Annotated in this window: 9 protein-coding genes; 3 read left to right on the top strand and 6 right to left on the bottom strand. The window is 55.8% G+C overall.

Translation table 11 applies throughout. The features are described 5' to 3' along the window. Window positions 1-138: 138 nt before the first annotated feature. Window positions 139-2,337 carry a copper-translocating P-type ATPase gene (locus tag ACYQ07_RS02635; protein ID WP_459876997.1) on the bottom strand — a complete coding sequence of 733 codons (2,199 nt, stop codon included), beginning with the start codon at window positions 2,335-2,337 and terminating at the stop codon, window positions 139-141. Between the two features lie 251 nt (window positions 2,338-2,588). On the opposite strand from ACYQ07_RS02635, the gene ACYQ07_RS02630 reads away from it, so the two are divergent. Both ACYQ07_RS02630 and ACYQ07_RS02625 read left to right on the top strand, forming a co-directional pair. Then, window positions 2,589-4,229, top strand: coding sequence for a restriction endonuclease FokI C-terminal domain-containing protein (locus ACYQ07_RS02630; RefSeq protein WP_459876994.1), 1,641 nt, complete (start codon window positions 2,589-2,591; stop codon window positions 4,227-4,229). 603 nt (window positions 4,230-4,832) lie between these two features. After that, entirely contained in the window at window positions 4,833-6,077 is a 1,245-nt protein-coding gene (locus ACYQ07_RS02625) for a response regulator (RefSeq protein ID WP_459876991.1), read from the top strand. Between the two features lie 9 nt (window positions 6,078-6,086). On the opposite strand, the gene ACYQ07_RS02620 is transcribed toward ACYQ07_RS02625, so the two are convergent. The 4 genes from ACYQ07_RS02620 to ACYQ07_RS02605 form a co-directional block, all read right to left on the bottom strand. Then, window positions 6,087-8,108 (bottom strand): tRNA-guanine transglycosylase, encoded by a 2,022-nt coding sequence (locus tag ACYQ07_RS02620; RefSeq protein WP_459876988.1) that lies wholly within the window; start codon window positions 8,106-8,108, stop codon window positions 6,087-6,089. A gap of 67 nt (window positions 8,109-8,175) precedes the next feature. After that, entirely contained in the window at window positions 8,176-9,726 is a 1,551-nt protein-coding gene (locus ACYQ07_RS02615) for an ATP-binding protein (protein WP_459876985.1), read from the bottom strand. Next, entirely contained in the window at window positions 9,726-10,967 is a 1,242-nt protein-coding gene (locus ACYQ07_RS02610) for a tRNA-guanine transglycosylase (RefSeq protein ID WP_459876982.1), read from the bottom strand. Before ACYQ07_RS02610 ends, ACYQ07_RS02615 begins: the two co-directional genes overlap by 1 nt. Continuing rightward, complete coding sequence (locus ACYQ07_RS02605) at window positions 10,967-11,425, bottom strand: DUF6884 domain-containing protein (protein ID WP_459876979.1); 459 nt, start codon at window positions 11,423-11,425, stop codon at window positions 10,967-10,969. The genes ACYQ07_RS02610 and ACYQ07_RS02605 overlap by 1 nt, the downstream gene beginning before the upstream one ends. 830 nt (window positions 11,426-12,255) lie before the next feature. Here ACYQ07_RS02605 and ACYQ07_RS02600 point away from each other — a divergent pair. Further along, a complete protein-coding gene (locus ACYQ07_RS02600; RefSeq protein ID WP_459876976.1) occupies window positions 12,256-12,828 on the top strand; it encodes a hypothetical protein in 573 nt (190 codons plus the stop codon). Window positions 12,829-13,101: 273 nt separating this feature from the next. Here the strand turns inward: ACYQ07_RS02600 and ACYQ07_RS02595 are convergent, their stop codons facing one another. Continuing rightward, window positions 13,102-16,371, bottom strand: coding sequence for a DEAD/DEAH box helicase (locus ACYQ07_RS02595; protein WP_459876973.1), 3,270 nt, complete (start codon window positions 16,369-16,371; stop codon window positions 13,102-13,104). Window positions 16,372-16,459 lie beyond the last annotated feature (88 nt).

Here is a 16,459-nt window from a genome sequence, read left to right as displayed (position 1 = left end):
AGACATTAATTGATCAGTTCATTGTACCCGGTGGGAGTACTCGACTGGGATCGGTCGGCCTCACCTCGCGAGCGCGTCCGGTTGCGGGTGAGAAACTGTCGTGGTTGTGCAATCCTCGAAGTTCACCCTGCTGGCTCGCTATTCGAGATCCGTCCGCCGAAGTCGCTGTGCGTTGATCGCGACGATTACCGTACTCGCGGACATGAGCACGGCCCCGACAGCGGGCGACAAGAGGACCCCTATCGGCGCGAGGATCCCCGCGGCGAGCGGAAGTGCGAACACGTTGTACCCGGTCGCCCACACGAGGTTCTCCTGCATCTTCCGGTAGCTCTTCTTGCTCAGTCGGATCAGCCGTACCACGTCGACTGGGTCACTGTCCACGAGGACAATGTCACCTGCCTCCACGGCGACATCCGTCCCCGACCCGATGGCGATGCCGACATCGGCACGCGTGAGCGCCGGCGCGTCGTTGACACCGTCACCGACCATCGCGACCGACTTCCCCGCGTCCTGTAGTTCGACGATCTTTTCGTCTTTGTCTTCGGGCAGTACCTCGGCGAACACGGTATCGACGCCAAGCTGGTCAGCGACCGCTTCAGCGACATCCCTACTGTCTCCAGTGAGAATCGCGACCTCGATTCCCATCTGGTGTAGGGAGTCGACCGCACCGGCGCTCTGTTCGCGGATGACGTCCGCGAGGGCGACGGCTGCCACTACTCGGTCGTCGCGAACGAGGTAGACGACGGTCTGTCCCCGCTCCCCGGCGTCGTCCGCGAACGTAGTGAGGGAGTCGGGAACGTCAGTGTCGAGGTGGGTCAGGAGGTTCGGTCCTCCGACGTGAAGCGTGTCGCCGTCGACCGTCGCCCGCACGCCCCGCCCTTTCAGCGCCTCGAACCCGCTCGCATCCGGAACGTCCACTCCGCGTGCCGTCGCCTCATCTCGAATCGCCCGAGCGATCATGTGCTCCGAGTCGCCTTCGACGGCGGCCATCAGCGAAAGCGCGTCCACGTCGTCGATATCCTTGGTCGCGATGTCGACGACCCCCTGTTCCCCTTTCGTGAGCGTCCCCGTCTTGTCGAACACGACAGTATCGAGGTTTCTCGCCTCCTCCATCGCGATACGGTCCCGGATGAGGATGCCGTTTTTCGCGGCGGTCGTCGTGTTGATGGCGACGACGAGCGGGACGGCGAGCCCGAGTGCGTGCGGACACGCGATGACGAGCACGGTGACGACACGCTCGACCACTGTGAGGCCGAAGCCGACGGCGATCGTCCACGCAACCGCAGTTATCGCTGCGACGGCGAGCGCGACGTAGAACAACCACCCTGCCGCCCTGTCGGCGAGCACCTGCGTCCGCGACTTGCTTTGCTGTGCTTCCTCGACGAGTCGCATGATGCCGGCGAGCGCAGTCTCATCACCGGTCGCCGTGATCCGGACTCGAAGGCTCCCGTCACCGTTTATTGTCCCACCGACGACTTTGGCGCCTGGCTCCTTTGAGACCGGTTTCGATTCACCGGTGATCATCGATTCGTCAACGCTTGAGTCGCCCTCCTCGACGACGCCGTCCGCAGGGACGTTCGCCCCAGGACGAACGAGAACGAGGTCGTCCTCGCGGAGCTCGTCGAGCGTAACCTCCTCGACGTCGCCGTCGTCGGTGATCCGCTCGGCGGTATCGGGCATCAACCCAGCCAGTTCGTCGAGCGCACCCGACGCCCGTCGGACGCTTCGCATCTCGATCCAGTGACCGAGCAACATGATGACGATGAGCGTCACGAGTTCCCAGAAAAAGCCCATCGCCTCCGGAATTGCCATCGTCGCGAGGCTGTAGACGAACGCAACAGTGATCGCCATCGAGATCAGCGTCATCATCCCCGGCTCCCGATTCGCGAGCTCCGTTCGCGCCATCTTGAGGAACGGCACGCCCCCGTACGCGAACACGACGACGGCAAGCCCGGCAGCGATCAGGTCCGATCCCGGAAGCGGCGGCGGCGTGTACCCAAGCAGCCCCTGAACGAACTCGCTGTAGACGACGACCGGAACGGAGAGGACAAGGCAGACCCAGAATCGCCGTCGAAACATCCGCTCGTGACCGCTGTGGTCGTGTGTTGCTCCGTGATCGTCGTGCGCATCGTGCTCGTGATCAGCCTTCTGATCTCCGTGGTCAACGTCGTGATCCTCGTGGTGGCCATGGCCGGTGTGTCCTTCCTCGCCCTCATGGCTGTCGGTGGGTTCTGAGGCTGTGGTTGCCTTTCCTTCATGTTGGAGATTGCAGACGCGACAGCATGGACACTGTTCATCTGTCGGCCGATTACGAGGCGAACCACCTTTCTGTTTCATTTGGCATACCTCGCAGTAATCGGAGGGCCCGAGAAAGTTCCGGGTGGGTAGCAATGTTGATTTTGCATATCCTACTCATCACAGGCTTTATTTATCATATTTGTTGCTATGATGTCGGCAGATAACTGGTTGTAGAATTTGGAAACAAAGGTTCTGAAAGGAGTTGGCGGTGGGGATTGACCTGAGAAGACTGTGAACTATGCTAACTTCACACAGATTCAAGTACAATGGAAATAATATTCCCCCAACATATGGAACTGCGAGATCTCATCGACAAAGACTGGAATAGCTACGAAAAAAGTAGATTTTTGAAAGGTGACACGAAGACTGCGACTGATAATTTCGATCCAGAGGCATTCAAACACGATGGATTCGACGATCGCGAGGCATACCTTGAAACGTATGTTCCTGCGCTAGCCGAACCAGGGCGTGTTCGGGCTGAACTCAATGACTTCACTCCACCGCGAATCAGTTCGATAAACGATTCTCCGTATCAGGCCCTCGTCATCCGATACGGGATTCTCCGACAACTGATCCAGCAGCCGGGATACAGTATGGAAAAGGGGGAGCTCCTAGATGCGGTGCAGAACTGGCAACGGGCACTCATTGAGGACTACGATGAAGACTCGTTTGCCGACACGGACGATTTACTCCATCTCGCCCATGCTGCCGTGGATTATCAGAATCAGATTGACGATTCTGAGATTCATATGATCTACAGCTACTTCGAGCTCCACAACCGATCGTACGACAGCAAGCACGATTGTTATACGTGGCTTGATTTCTTCCAGCGTCTCTCCGCTATCGGCCGCTTCCCCAAGGTGTCCCGGTCGGACAGCCCTGAGCATGCTCGCGACACGATCGAGAAAGGATTGTGGTCGCTCCAGGAACAAGCGCTCGTCTACGAAGTCAACGACGAGGATCACCACGAGCTCGTCGGGATTCCCGAAGACTACATCGAGGTTATTCGGGACTGGCTCTATTACGAGATGTCGGACGAAAACTATCTCCAGATGCTCGAGACGCTCGAGCCTTTTGACCGTCAGTCAGTCCTCGTTGAGGCCCGGGATCAGTTTGGGATTGAGGGGAAGAACTATGGCCAAAACCAGAAACGGCGTGAGAACATCGTTGCCGCAGGCGTCTATCCAAGTGAACTTCTGAAGACAGTGGTCGACAAGGAGGACCTGAAGGCAATCGTCGACCAGTACGGATTGGACGCTCACAAACAAAAAACCGACCAGATGGTTTCCGCGATCATTGAGTACTTCGAACAGTCACAGAAGTCTGTTGACGACAGTGAGCCGGCGGTTGACTTGTATATCGATACGTTCGAAGAGATTGCGGATGGCTCTGTCACCGCTATTCCACCGCAGCTTCAGGACCTCGTTGATGCCGACAATCCCGAGGAGAAAATGGATATTCTATTTGAGGAAGCGACGGGGGAGATCTTCCGAGAGGCGTTCAACCTTGAGGGAACGAATCAGCTCGGACAAAAGGCGACTGGGATGGTCGCAGACGGAGAGATTGAGCAAGACGGTCGGTGGTTACTTTGGGACAACAAGCGGCGGCGCCAGCAGTTCCGGCTTGGGAGTGATGCTCGGAGCAAAATCAAGAGCTACATCGACACGAAGAGCAAACAGCACGATGTCGAGTGGTTCCTCATTATCGCACCGGATTTCACAGACCAAGCGGCCGCAAACGCGGAGCAATTAGAGATGCAAATTGGGGTAGATATCCGTCTTGTTCGTGCAGCTGATCTGAAGGCACTCGCTGAATTGTGGCAAGAGGAATTCGCTGCTGACGATCGAGAGTTGCCTCTCGCAGCCTTCTACGGGTCTGAGGAGTTTAACGTGGATACTGCTAGGTCGCTCCTTGAGACTGAATTTTCGTAGGCCCTCAGTCGCCTGTTGTCTTGGTTCGTGGGTGTTTCAGATCGTCGCCGGCGAGGTGGTGTATAAACGACTGATAGTTGCAGTGGTACCTTTCTTACAAACGGACGGCAGTGCGGTGGCGCGCCCGGCGAGCGCCCAGCGGGTGCGAGCCGGCGCGCGAGGGAGTACGTCGCCTCCGGCGACGACGAGGCTGGGGAGGCGTGAGGTGCGGTCGCGGTGCGGTTCGGAGTGGGACTCAAAGGGGCAGCCGGCTCCGGTCGAGGGGCTCGCTGCGCGCTCAAAAGAGCTCGCACGGCTCGCCCTTTTGAGTGCTTACATCGCCCGTCTTCCCGGAGCCGGCTGCCCCTTTGTAGGCGTTCGTCGTCGCGCTCACCTCAGCAACCGCTTATAAAATATTCACAACATCCCCAACGCCCCACTCATAAACTCCTCATCCAACCTCGTACAACACCTACTCCCGAGATTGCTCACCGAAGACTCTGTACAGACCGGCTCCGGTTCAGGATTTGTCACCTCCTGAGGATATCAACAGAGCCGAGAATCTCTTGTTGCTCCGTCCAAGACTGCCAGAGATATTTATCACAGGCCCCTCTCTTCACCGTCATGGCTGCCTCAACGTTATCAGAGCCAGAAGTCCTCGCCTTCACCAAGAGGCGAATCTTCTCCGATACTTCTGCCGCAGAAGGTTTCGCGGTTACCGATACTCAGTTCTCCACTGACGAGTGGCTTGACGGTGAAGCAATCCCGTCTGAGGTCACTGATGAGCTATCACCGTACAATCGTGTGAAGGTCGGAACCGGGTATCCCGACCTCGTCGGTGCGGGTAAAATCCCGAGTGATCTGTATCGGGGGTCACGTCACGATGTCCAATCGTCTCCGTTAGTGGTCCTCGAGGCAAAGGGGCATTCAGCCGACGAATCTGTCGATCCCGAAGAAGGTGTCGTGCAGGCACATAACCGACTCGCGGAAGCGAACGTAGCATTCGTAACCGCACCGTCGAACGCGATAACCGAAGATACGTTATCTCTTGGACGTGAGCTGAACGTCGGTATCATCGGCGTTTCGTCGGAGAATAAGGTCGAAATCCTGGAGCGCCCACGCATAGTCGGATCCCAGATTGGAAAAGATGCCGCGGCGATTCGTCTACAGGCGGGTCCCCACAGTGTAGCGAAGCAATCGTTCTACCTCAACCGTCCGAAGAATTATCTCGGTTATCCATTTGCAGTCTACCACTCCGATCCTACCGATGAAGTAATGAGGCGATACGTCGTCGGAGACGTCCGTGGGGCGAGGAACGGTGCCGCATTTCTCGGATTAGTAGAAAAACGAGGTGACGGAGGAGATGTGCTAACGCCTCTTGGTGAGGAAGTACTCCGGTTTGGGTTTCGGAAGTACGATCGCTCTCTCACATCGATTCTGGAACAGTTCGAGTCCTGGAAGGGAAGACGGAAGCGATTCACAGAGCTAGCCCCCGACTGGTCATCGCTCGGTCGGTGGGTCGTGTTCTCCTACCCGATCACGCAGTCCCTCATCGAACACATACAGGCCATCCAGAACAGAGGGGATGATCCAATCCTCCCCGCTGTCGTAAGCGAGCTGTTCGAGACGTCGCCGACACTGGCTATCGAGTTCTTCATCCGAGACATCGACGATGCACGTTCGTCCGTGTTAACGAAAGACGGCGAGCTCGTACCGTCCGAGCTGTACGACCCCTCTGTCTACCGGTCCGTAACAGTGTATCAGTACAAGCAGATGCTCTATCACACCGGGATTGTCGCTGAAACGGGAGCCGATACGAACCAGCTGATTCCCGAGGAGAGTAACTGGCAACTGGAACATCCAGTCTAAATCGGGTTGCTAACTTCGATTCTTCGCTGCTAACTCCTCGTCAAGGTGGTCACTCAGCTCCTGCAAGTTTGTGGCTCTGAAGTGCTCTGTGAGCGCCCGCATTTCCGGGTTATTGGGGAGTACGACCCCCTCCCCGTATTCCTCGAAGGCTCGTTCGATGACCGTTCGGTACGTCTTGCTCGTAGCGTAGCCGACGATCGTGTCGAACCCGTCACCGTACCGGTTCAGGTAAGTGACGAGTCGGTCGACGATGAGCTGCTGCCGATCTTTCTCGACATCGGTCAGGACGTATTCGTAGGACTTGATCGGTGGAATATTTTCGAACTCCTCGGGAACCGGACCGTACATCCCGGAGACCGTCACCTTGTGGATGTCGTCGTTCCACTCGGCGGTCGCATTTGCGACGACGCGATGGGTTCGCGAGTTCGAGTACGGCTTGGTCTGACTGCAAGGGATAACAAGGAGGACACGCTCGTCTCCGGGTTCGTAGTCCCTCCGCTCAAGCACGTTGAAATCCTCGGGCGTGTACTCGAGCGAGATCTCGTGACGCTCGACAGGTAGGTCGACGTCGAGGCGTTCCTGTTCGGCGTCGTCGCGTTCCGCCACGAGACGACTGTAGCCACGTTCTTGGAGGTTCGCTGCGAGCTCCGTGTCACGTACGGTCGCGCGTTTCAACGCTTGCTTGAGGTTTCCGACATCGTTTCGAGCCATCTTCGCGACGTACTCGAGTAGAGCACCGTCTCCCTCTTCGATCAGGCCACGGACGTGGTTCATCTCGTCCTGATACACGTGGAAGTTGTGGTAGCCCATGAGTGCGTAGAAGTCGCTCTTCATGAACTCGCCACTTTGGTCGTACGATTCACTGTCGAACAGCGTCGCGTGCATCTGCTCGAAGCCGATTTCACGGAGTCGGTCGCAGGCAGGGCACTGACATCCCCAGTCGTTGGGAAGTTGATCGGCCGTGAACTTCGACCAGTCGGCGGCCCACCGTGCTTCAGCCGTACGCTCAACCTCGATGCCGAAGTCGCTCAGATCACAGCCTTCTGCATTCGGCTGCCGAACGGCCTCCGCGTCGTCGACGCCGATTTCACGGTTGATGAACTTCTTGAACTGAGCAGCTCGGATGTAACTCGAGGAGTCAAACGAGTCGGCGCCGAGAAGAGCGAGCAGGGCGGTGAACTTTCCGCTAATCCCGAACAGGTGCAGGCCGAGATCGTCGACACGGTCCTCGGGGATTGCGTCTTTTGCTCCCTGAACGATATCGACGAGTGTTTCGACGTTCGTCCTGAGCGGAACCAGCGAACCGACGGCAAAGCCCTCGAAGGATTTGTCCAAGTGCTCTGCTCGGTCGAGGAACGTCCCGACATACCAGTTAATCGTCTCGTAGTCGTGGCCGTGGATAGCGACATAGACTGCCGGAGGATCTTCCTCTTCTTCGAGCAACTCGAGACAGCGAATGGCGCTATCGATGCTGTCTTCCATCCGCTGGGTCGTCTCCTCGTCGTTCAGGTTCGGTGGAATTGGATAATCGAGGGTCGCGATGATGTCTGCGCCGTAGTCAAGCTGAAGTTCGAGGATACTCTCCGGGTTCGTGTAGATTGACCAGTCGTTGTCGTCTCCACCCTCCTCCGGCGGATCACCGAAGGTATCCGAATTGAGCAGCTTGAATCCCCCGGAGTCGACGAACAGTGGTTTTGTGAAGTCGTCCGGTTGATCATGATGTGGCTTGACTGGATCGTGACCGCTGAAGTGCTCGTGGAGAGGCTTCGACCGCCAGTTCTCGAGGGAATCAGGAGAGATATTGAAATCGAGGAAACTCATCGCCTGGAACATCGCCCCTTGAAACTCGGGTTCACCGAAGAGATGATTCCGGAGGCGGCTCCAGATACCCCCGGACTTCTCGTCCGGGCCACCGATGAAGTCGACGACCGGGAAGAACGCAGGTGTGTCCACGTCTCCGTGTGGTGTGTGGAGCGTCCCACGTCGAGCGTCGCCGATGTCGTCAGAAGACTCAGTCTCGAACGATGCCATTCTCTGCCCCTGTTTGGCGATGGGGTGTGATAAAGTCGGTCGTTGAGAGACGCAATGGCAGCGTGAGTCAGTACCGGTCGCGAACGGTGACGACGTGGATATTGTGCTTCCGGCCGTTCTGATAGACGAGACGGCCGGTGTCGAAGTCGAAGGTAATCTCGCCGCCATGGTATCCGTGGCGCTCGATTTCGCTCAGTTGATCCCGATCACCGTAGGACCAGCAAATGATTTTATCGACGCTCTCGAGCGGCTTGTCAGCCTCGAAGTGGTCCGTTAATCTCCGATGGACCGAGCTTGCGTAGAGGGAATCATCCTGCTTGACGAGCGCGTTGACCTCCGCGTTCGGATCGTAGTCTTCGACAGAGATCTCTGGGAGAGCCCCCTCACGATTTGAGCGTTCGAGGCCAACCACGACTTCCGCGTCGTTCGAGGGGATGAAACTCTCTCGGCTCCTGACACGTTGTTCGCGCTCTTCGACGGAGGATTGTTGTGATTTGGCGCGGCGTGAGAGCTTCGCTTTCCGTCGCTCATCGAGGTAATTTTTGAACCACGGATCGGACGCTACCTTGGACAGGTAGTGGCTCAGTTCCTCCTCAATCGCCTGATACACTGGGCTCGATTTGTTCCGAATCTTCTCTCGATTTGCAGATAGTTCGATATCTTGGCAGTTCGCGATGAAGAAGAAGTGTAGGAACTCGTTGTCGTGTGAGATCGCTTCGTTGAGGCGCTCTACCTTGATGTGGTCCTTCGCGAGCCAGATCCCGAACTGTGCGGAGTGCTTACCGTAGGTCGGGAGCTCGTTGCGAGCTTCTTTTCCTCCAACCATACCGACGATTTCGACCGTCGTCGTGGCGCCCTCCACGGTCTCGACCGTGAGTTCACGGGGGGCGTAGTGTTTACACATCCGAGATTCGGGGAATCGACCCTCACCGGGTTCCAGCTGTTCATCGGGGAACTCAAGCTTGTTGTCCATCACGAGTTCATCCCGCGTGTCATCGATTTCGTCCCCGAGGACAATGGTAATCTCCATCTCGTGGAACTCATCGGTGAAGAAGTGAGCTGTCGACCCCGCGAGCGTCTTCCACTTCAGATAATGCTCGATTTTGTTGTATGTCAATGAGGCCGGCGAGAATCCGTGCCCGGATTTGAATCCGGTTATTCGGATATGCGTCCCTGTGTTCCCTCCCTTGACGGAGCTCTCGCTGACTTCGTACTCCGGCATGATCCGGTTATTGAGCTTCTTCCAGGGCTGTTCCATCCGTGCCCGAAGATTGGTGCCCTCCTTCGCAGTGTTAACGAGGACTTCCTCGCTCTTGTAGAAAATCTTCGTCCCATGACCCTTGTATCCGATAGAGCCATCACTACGATCACGCTTCGTCGAATTTCCGAGGTCGAAGAACGATTCAAGGTCGGTGTAATCCATTCCTTCGCCGTTATCTTCGATGACGATCTCCGATCCGATTGGCCGATCGCGAATCGTGATTTCGACTTCGGTCGCACCGGCGTCGTAGCTGTTCGAAAGTGATTCGCGGATCACCTCAAGGGGATCCTCGAAGTCGCTAGCGATCTCCAGAAATTCGTTAACCTCGTTAACTTTCGGTGTTTTTGTCGTTGACATTAGAAGTATCCTCCAAGTGATTCGTTGACGACACGGTGGGCGTGCTGCTGCATCGATTTCTGCCGGCCCAACGACTGCTCGATGTACTCAATCAGTGCGTCTTCTCCGGGGCTGCTAATCGCCTCCCTGATCCGCCTAATCTCTTCCTTTTGGACAATCAAATTATGCATCGAGACGGCGCCAAGCTTGTCTTTCTGATACTCTGCGTCACCTTCCATACGACTAACCAAGGCATCGTCGCTACAGACGGGACAATCGCACTCGGTGAAGTCGACATCGTCGACCGGTTCGCTGTTGTACAGGGAGGTGTGATACTTCCCGTTGATAGCTGCGTGAAGGTACGATGACGAGTCGAACGTGTCTGCGCCGACCGCTGCTAACAGTGGAATCGCGCTCGAGGAGATACCGAGTACGTGGAGCGGGAGGTCTTCGAACCCCCAGTCGTTCAGCACTTCACGACAGTCGCTCACAGCGGTGATGAGTTTGCCTTTGTTGTCCTTGAGAGGAACAAGGCTGCCGAGTGCGACGCCGTCGAACTCCCGGTGTACTCGATTACGCCCGATCACTTTCTCAATCTCAGTGAGGAACGTGTCGAGCATCGAGTAGTTGTATCCGTGGAGCGTCAGATAGCGGATCTGTGTTCGACTGTCAGTCAATTCGAGGAACTCGTCGACGTTCTCGGCAGTCAATCGCGCTTTCTTGAGGCGTGTTTCGTAGTCATCGTCGGGGGCAATCGGCCGGTCAAGATTGACGACGATGTCCGCACCGAGGTCGCGCTGAATATCGATAATCGCCTTCTGGTCGACCTCCATCTCGAAGTCACTGCCATCGAGTTTACGATCTCCGAGGAACTTGAATCCGCCAGAGTCGATGAATAGCGTTCCGTCGAAATCGAACAGCTCACGTTCTTTTATCGGCTTGTCGACATAGTCCTCGAACCGCTCTCTCGTAATACCGTAATCAGTCAGCGAGGCAACGGAGGTCATTACTCCATCGAAATAGTGGCTGTAATCGCCACCGTTGATGGCCTCATCTCCGTTCATGAACTCCTTCATCGTGCGGTGAATCCCACCTCCGTAAAGGCTGGACGCTTTGCCTCCGGCGTAGAAATTCACGACCGGGAGGAGATTCGGCGTTTGCAGCTCGGTATCGTTTATCCTCAGTACGCCTCTTCGAGCACTGCCCGCCTCGTGCGTAACATCGAACACTGAACTACTGAGACGGCTCGACGGGGTCGGCATTACTGAACCACCTCTTGCTCTGCGTCTCCACGGACATACTCTTTCAATGTCTTCCCCTTGTCACCTATTCCACTTCCCTCCACCTCGTGAACGGGAATATTAATCTGACGCTCGAAACCGGTGAGAGCGCGCTTGTAGACTTTCCCCATATTCAGGATGACTCTGTCATACTCGTTTTCGGAGATGATTCGACGGAGGTCATCAATGACCTTGGGCCGTAACTCGTCAGCCCGATCGGCGGTCATCCGCTGGTCGTAGTATTCGATTTCCTCGTGGACGTCAACTATGCCGTGCTTTGCGGACAGAATTCGAATATCGAGGTCTGAGCGAAGGGCATCCTCTCTTCTCGCCTTTTTGATGATTCTGAAAAAGTACCCATCGTAGAGTTCGAGGGCTGGAATTGGTTCAGACAACTCGTTTTTAGTGTCTGAACATGATTGCACGAGGAGCGACGACATTGCAACCGTATCGATCGTGTAGAGCCAAAAGTGTGTCCCTGCGAGTGTATCTATCTACGAACTGCTCCGGGTGGACTTCCCGGAGACATACGGGTGATCCGTTTCGCTCTCAACCCAGTCTGCAACGGTGTATCGCCCCGAGATATGATTATATGCAGTCAAACCCACTCTCTTCCTGATGGGAGCTTCGGACTGGGCTTGGGAGATGAATGAACGACTACAAGACGAGTTTGGAGTATCCCATCACCGTTGTAGTCAAATCACTACGCTCGTGAGACGGTTTGCCTCACATCCGGACTACGAGGGGCTTCGCCACCCAGAATTCGACAATAGACTGTATAAAATCACAGATAGACTTCCTCAATTGCTTCAAGAAGAGCCAGGAGAGACCATCGAAGAGCGCTGGAATCACCTAATACACAGGTACCAATTCCAAAACAAAGTCAGTGCAGGAGTCTATCTCCGACCGTGGAGTGATTGTCGTGATGACACTCACGTTCCGGACGTCAGCTCTTGTTGGTCACCTCCGAACTCCGACCCTCACTAAATTCGGGACGAGATGCCTCTGTTGAACTCTCCATTTTGTAACGTATTCTACCTCGGCTGTGGTCTATACAGACAAATGAGCCAACACGAGACACACCGATATATCCCCCAGTTGGTAAGACACCTGTGCAAGATACAGTGGGTGAATCTTGCACACTCAGCTCGTCTATTCACTCTACAAACTGAATTACCTAGGAGAACATGAGAACTGGCTGATTTTTATGTTAATAATTCGATTTGAATTTCATCCAAGAGTATATCACATGATCACTCATGGAATGAATATGGCCAACGTAGATCCCCGGACTGAGGATCTAGCAGGTGAAATTGCAGACAGTTTGACAAAGCAGAATTACCAAAACGGATGGATTTCAGAAGCGATCTTCGTCACAGCGCTAGACCTACAGAATAACCCGGATATTGACCTCCAGCAAAATTATCCTGAGCTCAACTCCGCAATAAACAACGTTCAAGACAATCAGCCGGAGTGGGTACTGAAAAAATTACAATCTAACAACTTACCCGATGGATTTTCACAGTCAGCCTCAAGTGGTGTTGCTAAAATAATTGATCTAAATGATCCCATTCTTGATCATGAATGGCTCATGCATCCCGGCGATGATTTTGTAGAGGTTCTGGTAAGACAGTATCATCCGCTAATTTGTGGTGAAAATAGTCTTCAGTCGCTCACCCAAGCAACGAGATCGGACAAGAACATCGTTCGAGATGGAACACTCATATTGATAACCGGTGCAGCAGGTGGGGAATTAGCGCTCATACCCTTATTCGGACTTCTCACTTTACATCTGGTTGAAGAGAATATTGATGAAGTGTGTGAGGAGTATGAAGCATACTAAAAAGAGTCATTCATATACTACCCTAAGTAGATTCAATCGAACCATAATATAATACAGAGCGGTGCTGCATTCGCGCCCTGCATCTTGCACGACGATTCAAACAGTATCTCAAACTGGGATTTTCAGCGATCAATAAGGACTTTCTATTGGGCGTGTAGTTTAGAATAAAACACGACAAAAAGAACATATTCCAATAGAACCGTTGAGATGTTCTCTAGAGACGAATCAACCGGGGACACAACCCCGTGACAGACAGTTGATCGTTGGACTAGTTCACTCTAGGTCTGCCTTGATACGAAGAACCAGATGATCTGGGATTTCGGATATCTCCGCAATTTTCTCGTAAGGGGCATCCCGGAGATCTGAGACGGTCTCGAACCCTGCAGCGTTGAGGACTTCAGCGTCGGCTTCGGTCACCCCACTCACGGTCGTCAGGTCCGTCTCTGCCGACGCTGAGGACGGCTGGTCTCCCACATCGGGATTGGCGGGGAATTCTGGCAGTAGCTCACGTGCCTCCGTCAGTTCAGACTCATTTTCGACGACTATCGGTAGCGGCGTCGAGGACGAAGGTGATACGGGGAGCACGACCGATTCGACGCCCCCGACCTCTCTACAGAGTGCCCCAATCGCCGGCTCGGGGTCGGACACTTGAGCCGCCTCAAACGAGGTCACCTTGTCCCCGTCACCGAACTGTACGCGATACTCGCTCGCCGTAATTGGAGACCGGTTCTGCTGCTGTGGCCCGTATCCTTCTTCCCAGCCCTTGAGCCCAGACTCGAGGAACGTTGTCAGAGTGACCCGCCACTCGACCATCGGACCTTCTTCGACCCCAGCCGCTGTCACGACGGCATCAACTGCACGACGGAGTGACAGGAACGCTTCGTACAACTCCGTCAGCTCTGACGGCGCAACTTCAGAAGCTGTGGACGCGCTCTCGGTCTCCCCCGATGACGACGCCTTCGACACCGTCGTCTGGACGTCGTATGGACCACTGCGCCCGTGAAGAAGGGATGTCACTTCGGTCGGTTCGTAGCCATCTGCATCCACAATGGCGTCGATGCGTCGAGCATAGTCGGGGACCATAAATTCGATTCTTCCCTCTGAGGACGTGGTTTCCGTATCCGTCACATCGCTGGCGGAGAACTCGACGGTCGCGTCCGGAACGGCATCATCGTTTTCGTCAGCAACAGTGATGGCGACGCGTTCCTTCGGTTTACTCTCAGTATCTGTTGAGGACTGGCCGGTCCCGGGACTCGATTGCGGTTTACGGTCACGCTTTCGCGACCGGATCGCGGCTTTGATTGGCTCGACGGTAGGGTCGACCGTCTCGCCAACCCAGACGATGGGAAGGACGGGATCCGTTGCTTGATTGCGTTCGTCGATCGCGTCCAGTAGCTCGTAAAGCCACTCCTGTGCGACGTCGTCTTCTGTGATCTCCTCAACGGTACGGTGGTCCGCACTCGTCGCGAGCGAGCCCGCTACCTCTAACTCCGCTAGTATCGAGGCCGTGTCACCGTCTGCGGTCGAGAATCCGGGTAGCTCTCGGAAGCGCGAACCGAGCGCCCGAAACTCCGCGGCGCGCCGCAGCAACCGTCGACCATCTTCGCCGGCGAGACGCCCTTTCGCGGTGGCGGGGAGGGTGACAATCTGGTAGAAGTGGGCCCTTCCATCGCCAGTGGGATTCCGAAGCACACGACCGATCCGCTGGATGAGTGAGGCGTTGACCCCTCCCTTCGCGAGGTTAATCGCGACATCCGCATCCGGGATATCGACGCCCACACCGATGACATCACCTGGACCGATGATGACTCCATTGTCACGGGATCTGAACCGATCTATCTGCTCTGCTTGTGATGCCGTTTCACTGTTGGCGACCTCGACGACTTCGTCTCCGAGATCGGAGCGAAGCATGTCACCGAGGTACTCCGCCTGCTCGTAACTTTGTACGAGCACGATACACTTCGAGTCGTCGACGTGGCGCAGAACGAGGTTACGTATGGTCAATCGTGGTGGCCGGAGTTGCCACCGGCGTGGACGCCGGGAGAAAGCCGCCGTGGCGAGCCTGTCGAACGGTGCAGATCGGTCGCGTGCCTTCGACCCGTCGTTCGACTGTGCATACGACCGAAGGTCGCGCAGCGTCTCGAACGTCTCGGGAACGTAGTCGGGAACGCTGTCGAGGTCTGCCGTTGGGAACTTGTGGTTGCTTCGGTCGTACACCTCGCTGAGCGGTTCGGTCGATTCGGACACACCGGAGAGAGTATCATCGATGGCGCTCGCAGCGTACAATACTTCCCAGCTGAAGTCCGCGATGACGTTCGCCTCTCGTGCGTCCGGTATGGTGAACGTCGCACACTCGGTGAGGTATTCCTCGAGGGCTTCACGTGCGGAGTCGTCGCCGATCCACTCCTGGTCGATCGACCCTGACATCGCGAGAATGGCCTCGGATCGTTCGCTCAGTGTGTCGAATAGGTTCTGCCAGCTTCGACCACCGCTCCCGCGATTTCGGTATCGATGCGCTTCGTCAAGGATCACGAGGTCGTACCCACTGATCACGTCGGTGCTCAGCAGGTCCTGCGCCGTACGGAACTCGATCGATCCCCAGGACAGCGAGATCGTCCGGTCACCGCCGGTCACCGTTCTATCGCGAGGAATATTGAGATGCTCGTCGAATTCGCTCTGCCACTGTTCGAGGAGGAGTTCCTGTCCAGCGACGACCAGTACTTTTGCGTCGGACGGCGAATCGCCACGGGAGGGGAGTTGTTCTTCATCGCGTGGATGCAGCTCACCGAAAAGATGTGCGATGGCGCCAAGTCCGAGAACCGTCTTTCCCGTTGCAGTCGCCATATTCACGTAGCCGTTGTAGTCGGCGTCACACCAGTTGGCGAGCGCCTCTTGCTGATGGTCCCAAAGAGGAGTCACCATCTGCGGCCGGTCGAGGAACTTCAGCAGATCAACGTCTCCGCCCTTCGTTCGGATCTTGTCGAGCGAGTCGATGAGTCCGTCGGCATATTCGCTCGCGGCTGGATCTGAGAAGAGCTGATGAACGACATCAACGACTGCCTCCGGGTCGTGGAGTGGCTGACGGCCACTACTTGGCGTGATCCCCTGAGTCACGAGTTTCTCGACGATCGCCTCGATTGCACGATCGATGTCCTGAATATCGGTCGACTTCTCGTTGGCGAGCTCGTACCGGAGTTTTGAGAGTGCGAACGCGAGATTTCCGATGGCGGTCCGACTGTGGTCACGGATGAGCGAGGGGAGTGCAGAATTTTCACCCGCGAGATCGGTCAGACCCTCAACGTAGTATTCTCCAGTAGCGCGGCCGAAATCCATCCTCCCGATCGTGCCCCCGTGATCGGACTTACTATCAGTCTGACCGAGTGCCACACCATACAGTAGATCGACCGCTGCGCGGTCTATCTGACTCGGCCAGTCGGCAGTGGAGAGATCGTCACGATCGAGCCGCTCGTCGTAGAACTGGTCCGAGACGTCCGAATAGTTCGTGCGCTCGTCGACGATCTTCCGAAATGGATCGGGTGCCATTTGTTCCCAAGTATCTCTATTAGTGTCCTCTCTAGGATATATACTCTTGCGTAGAGGTGTCTGCTCACCTCACTGCGGGAGAGCGGCG

Source organism: Halorubrum gandharaense, from assembly GCF_054654575.1.
The sequence above is the reverse complement of the archived record's forward strand: the minus strand, read 5'-3'. Positions and strand labels throughout refer to the sequence as shown.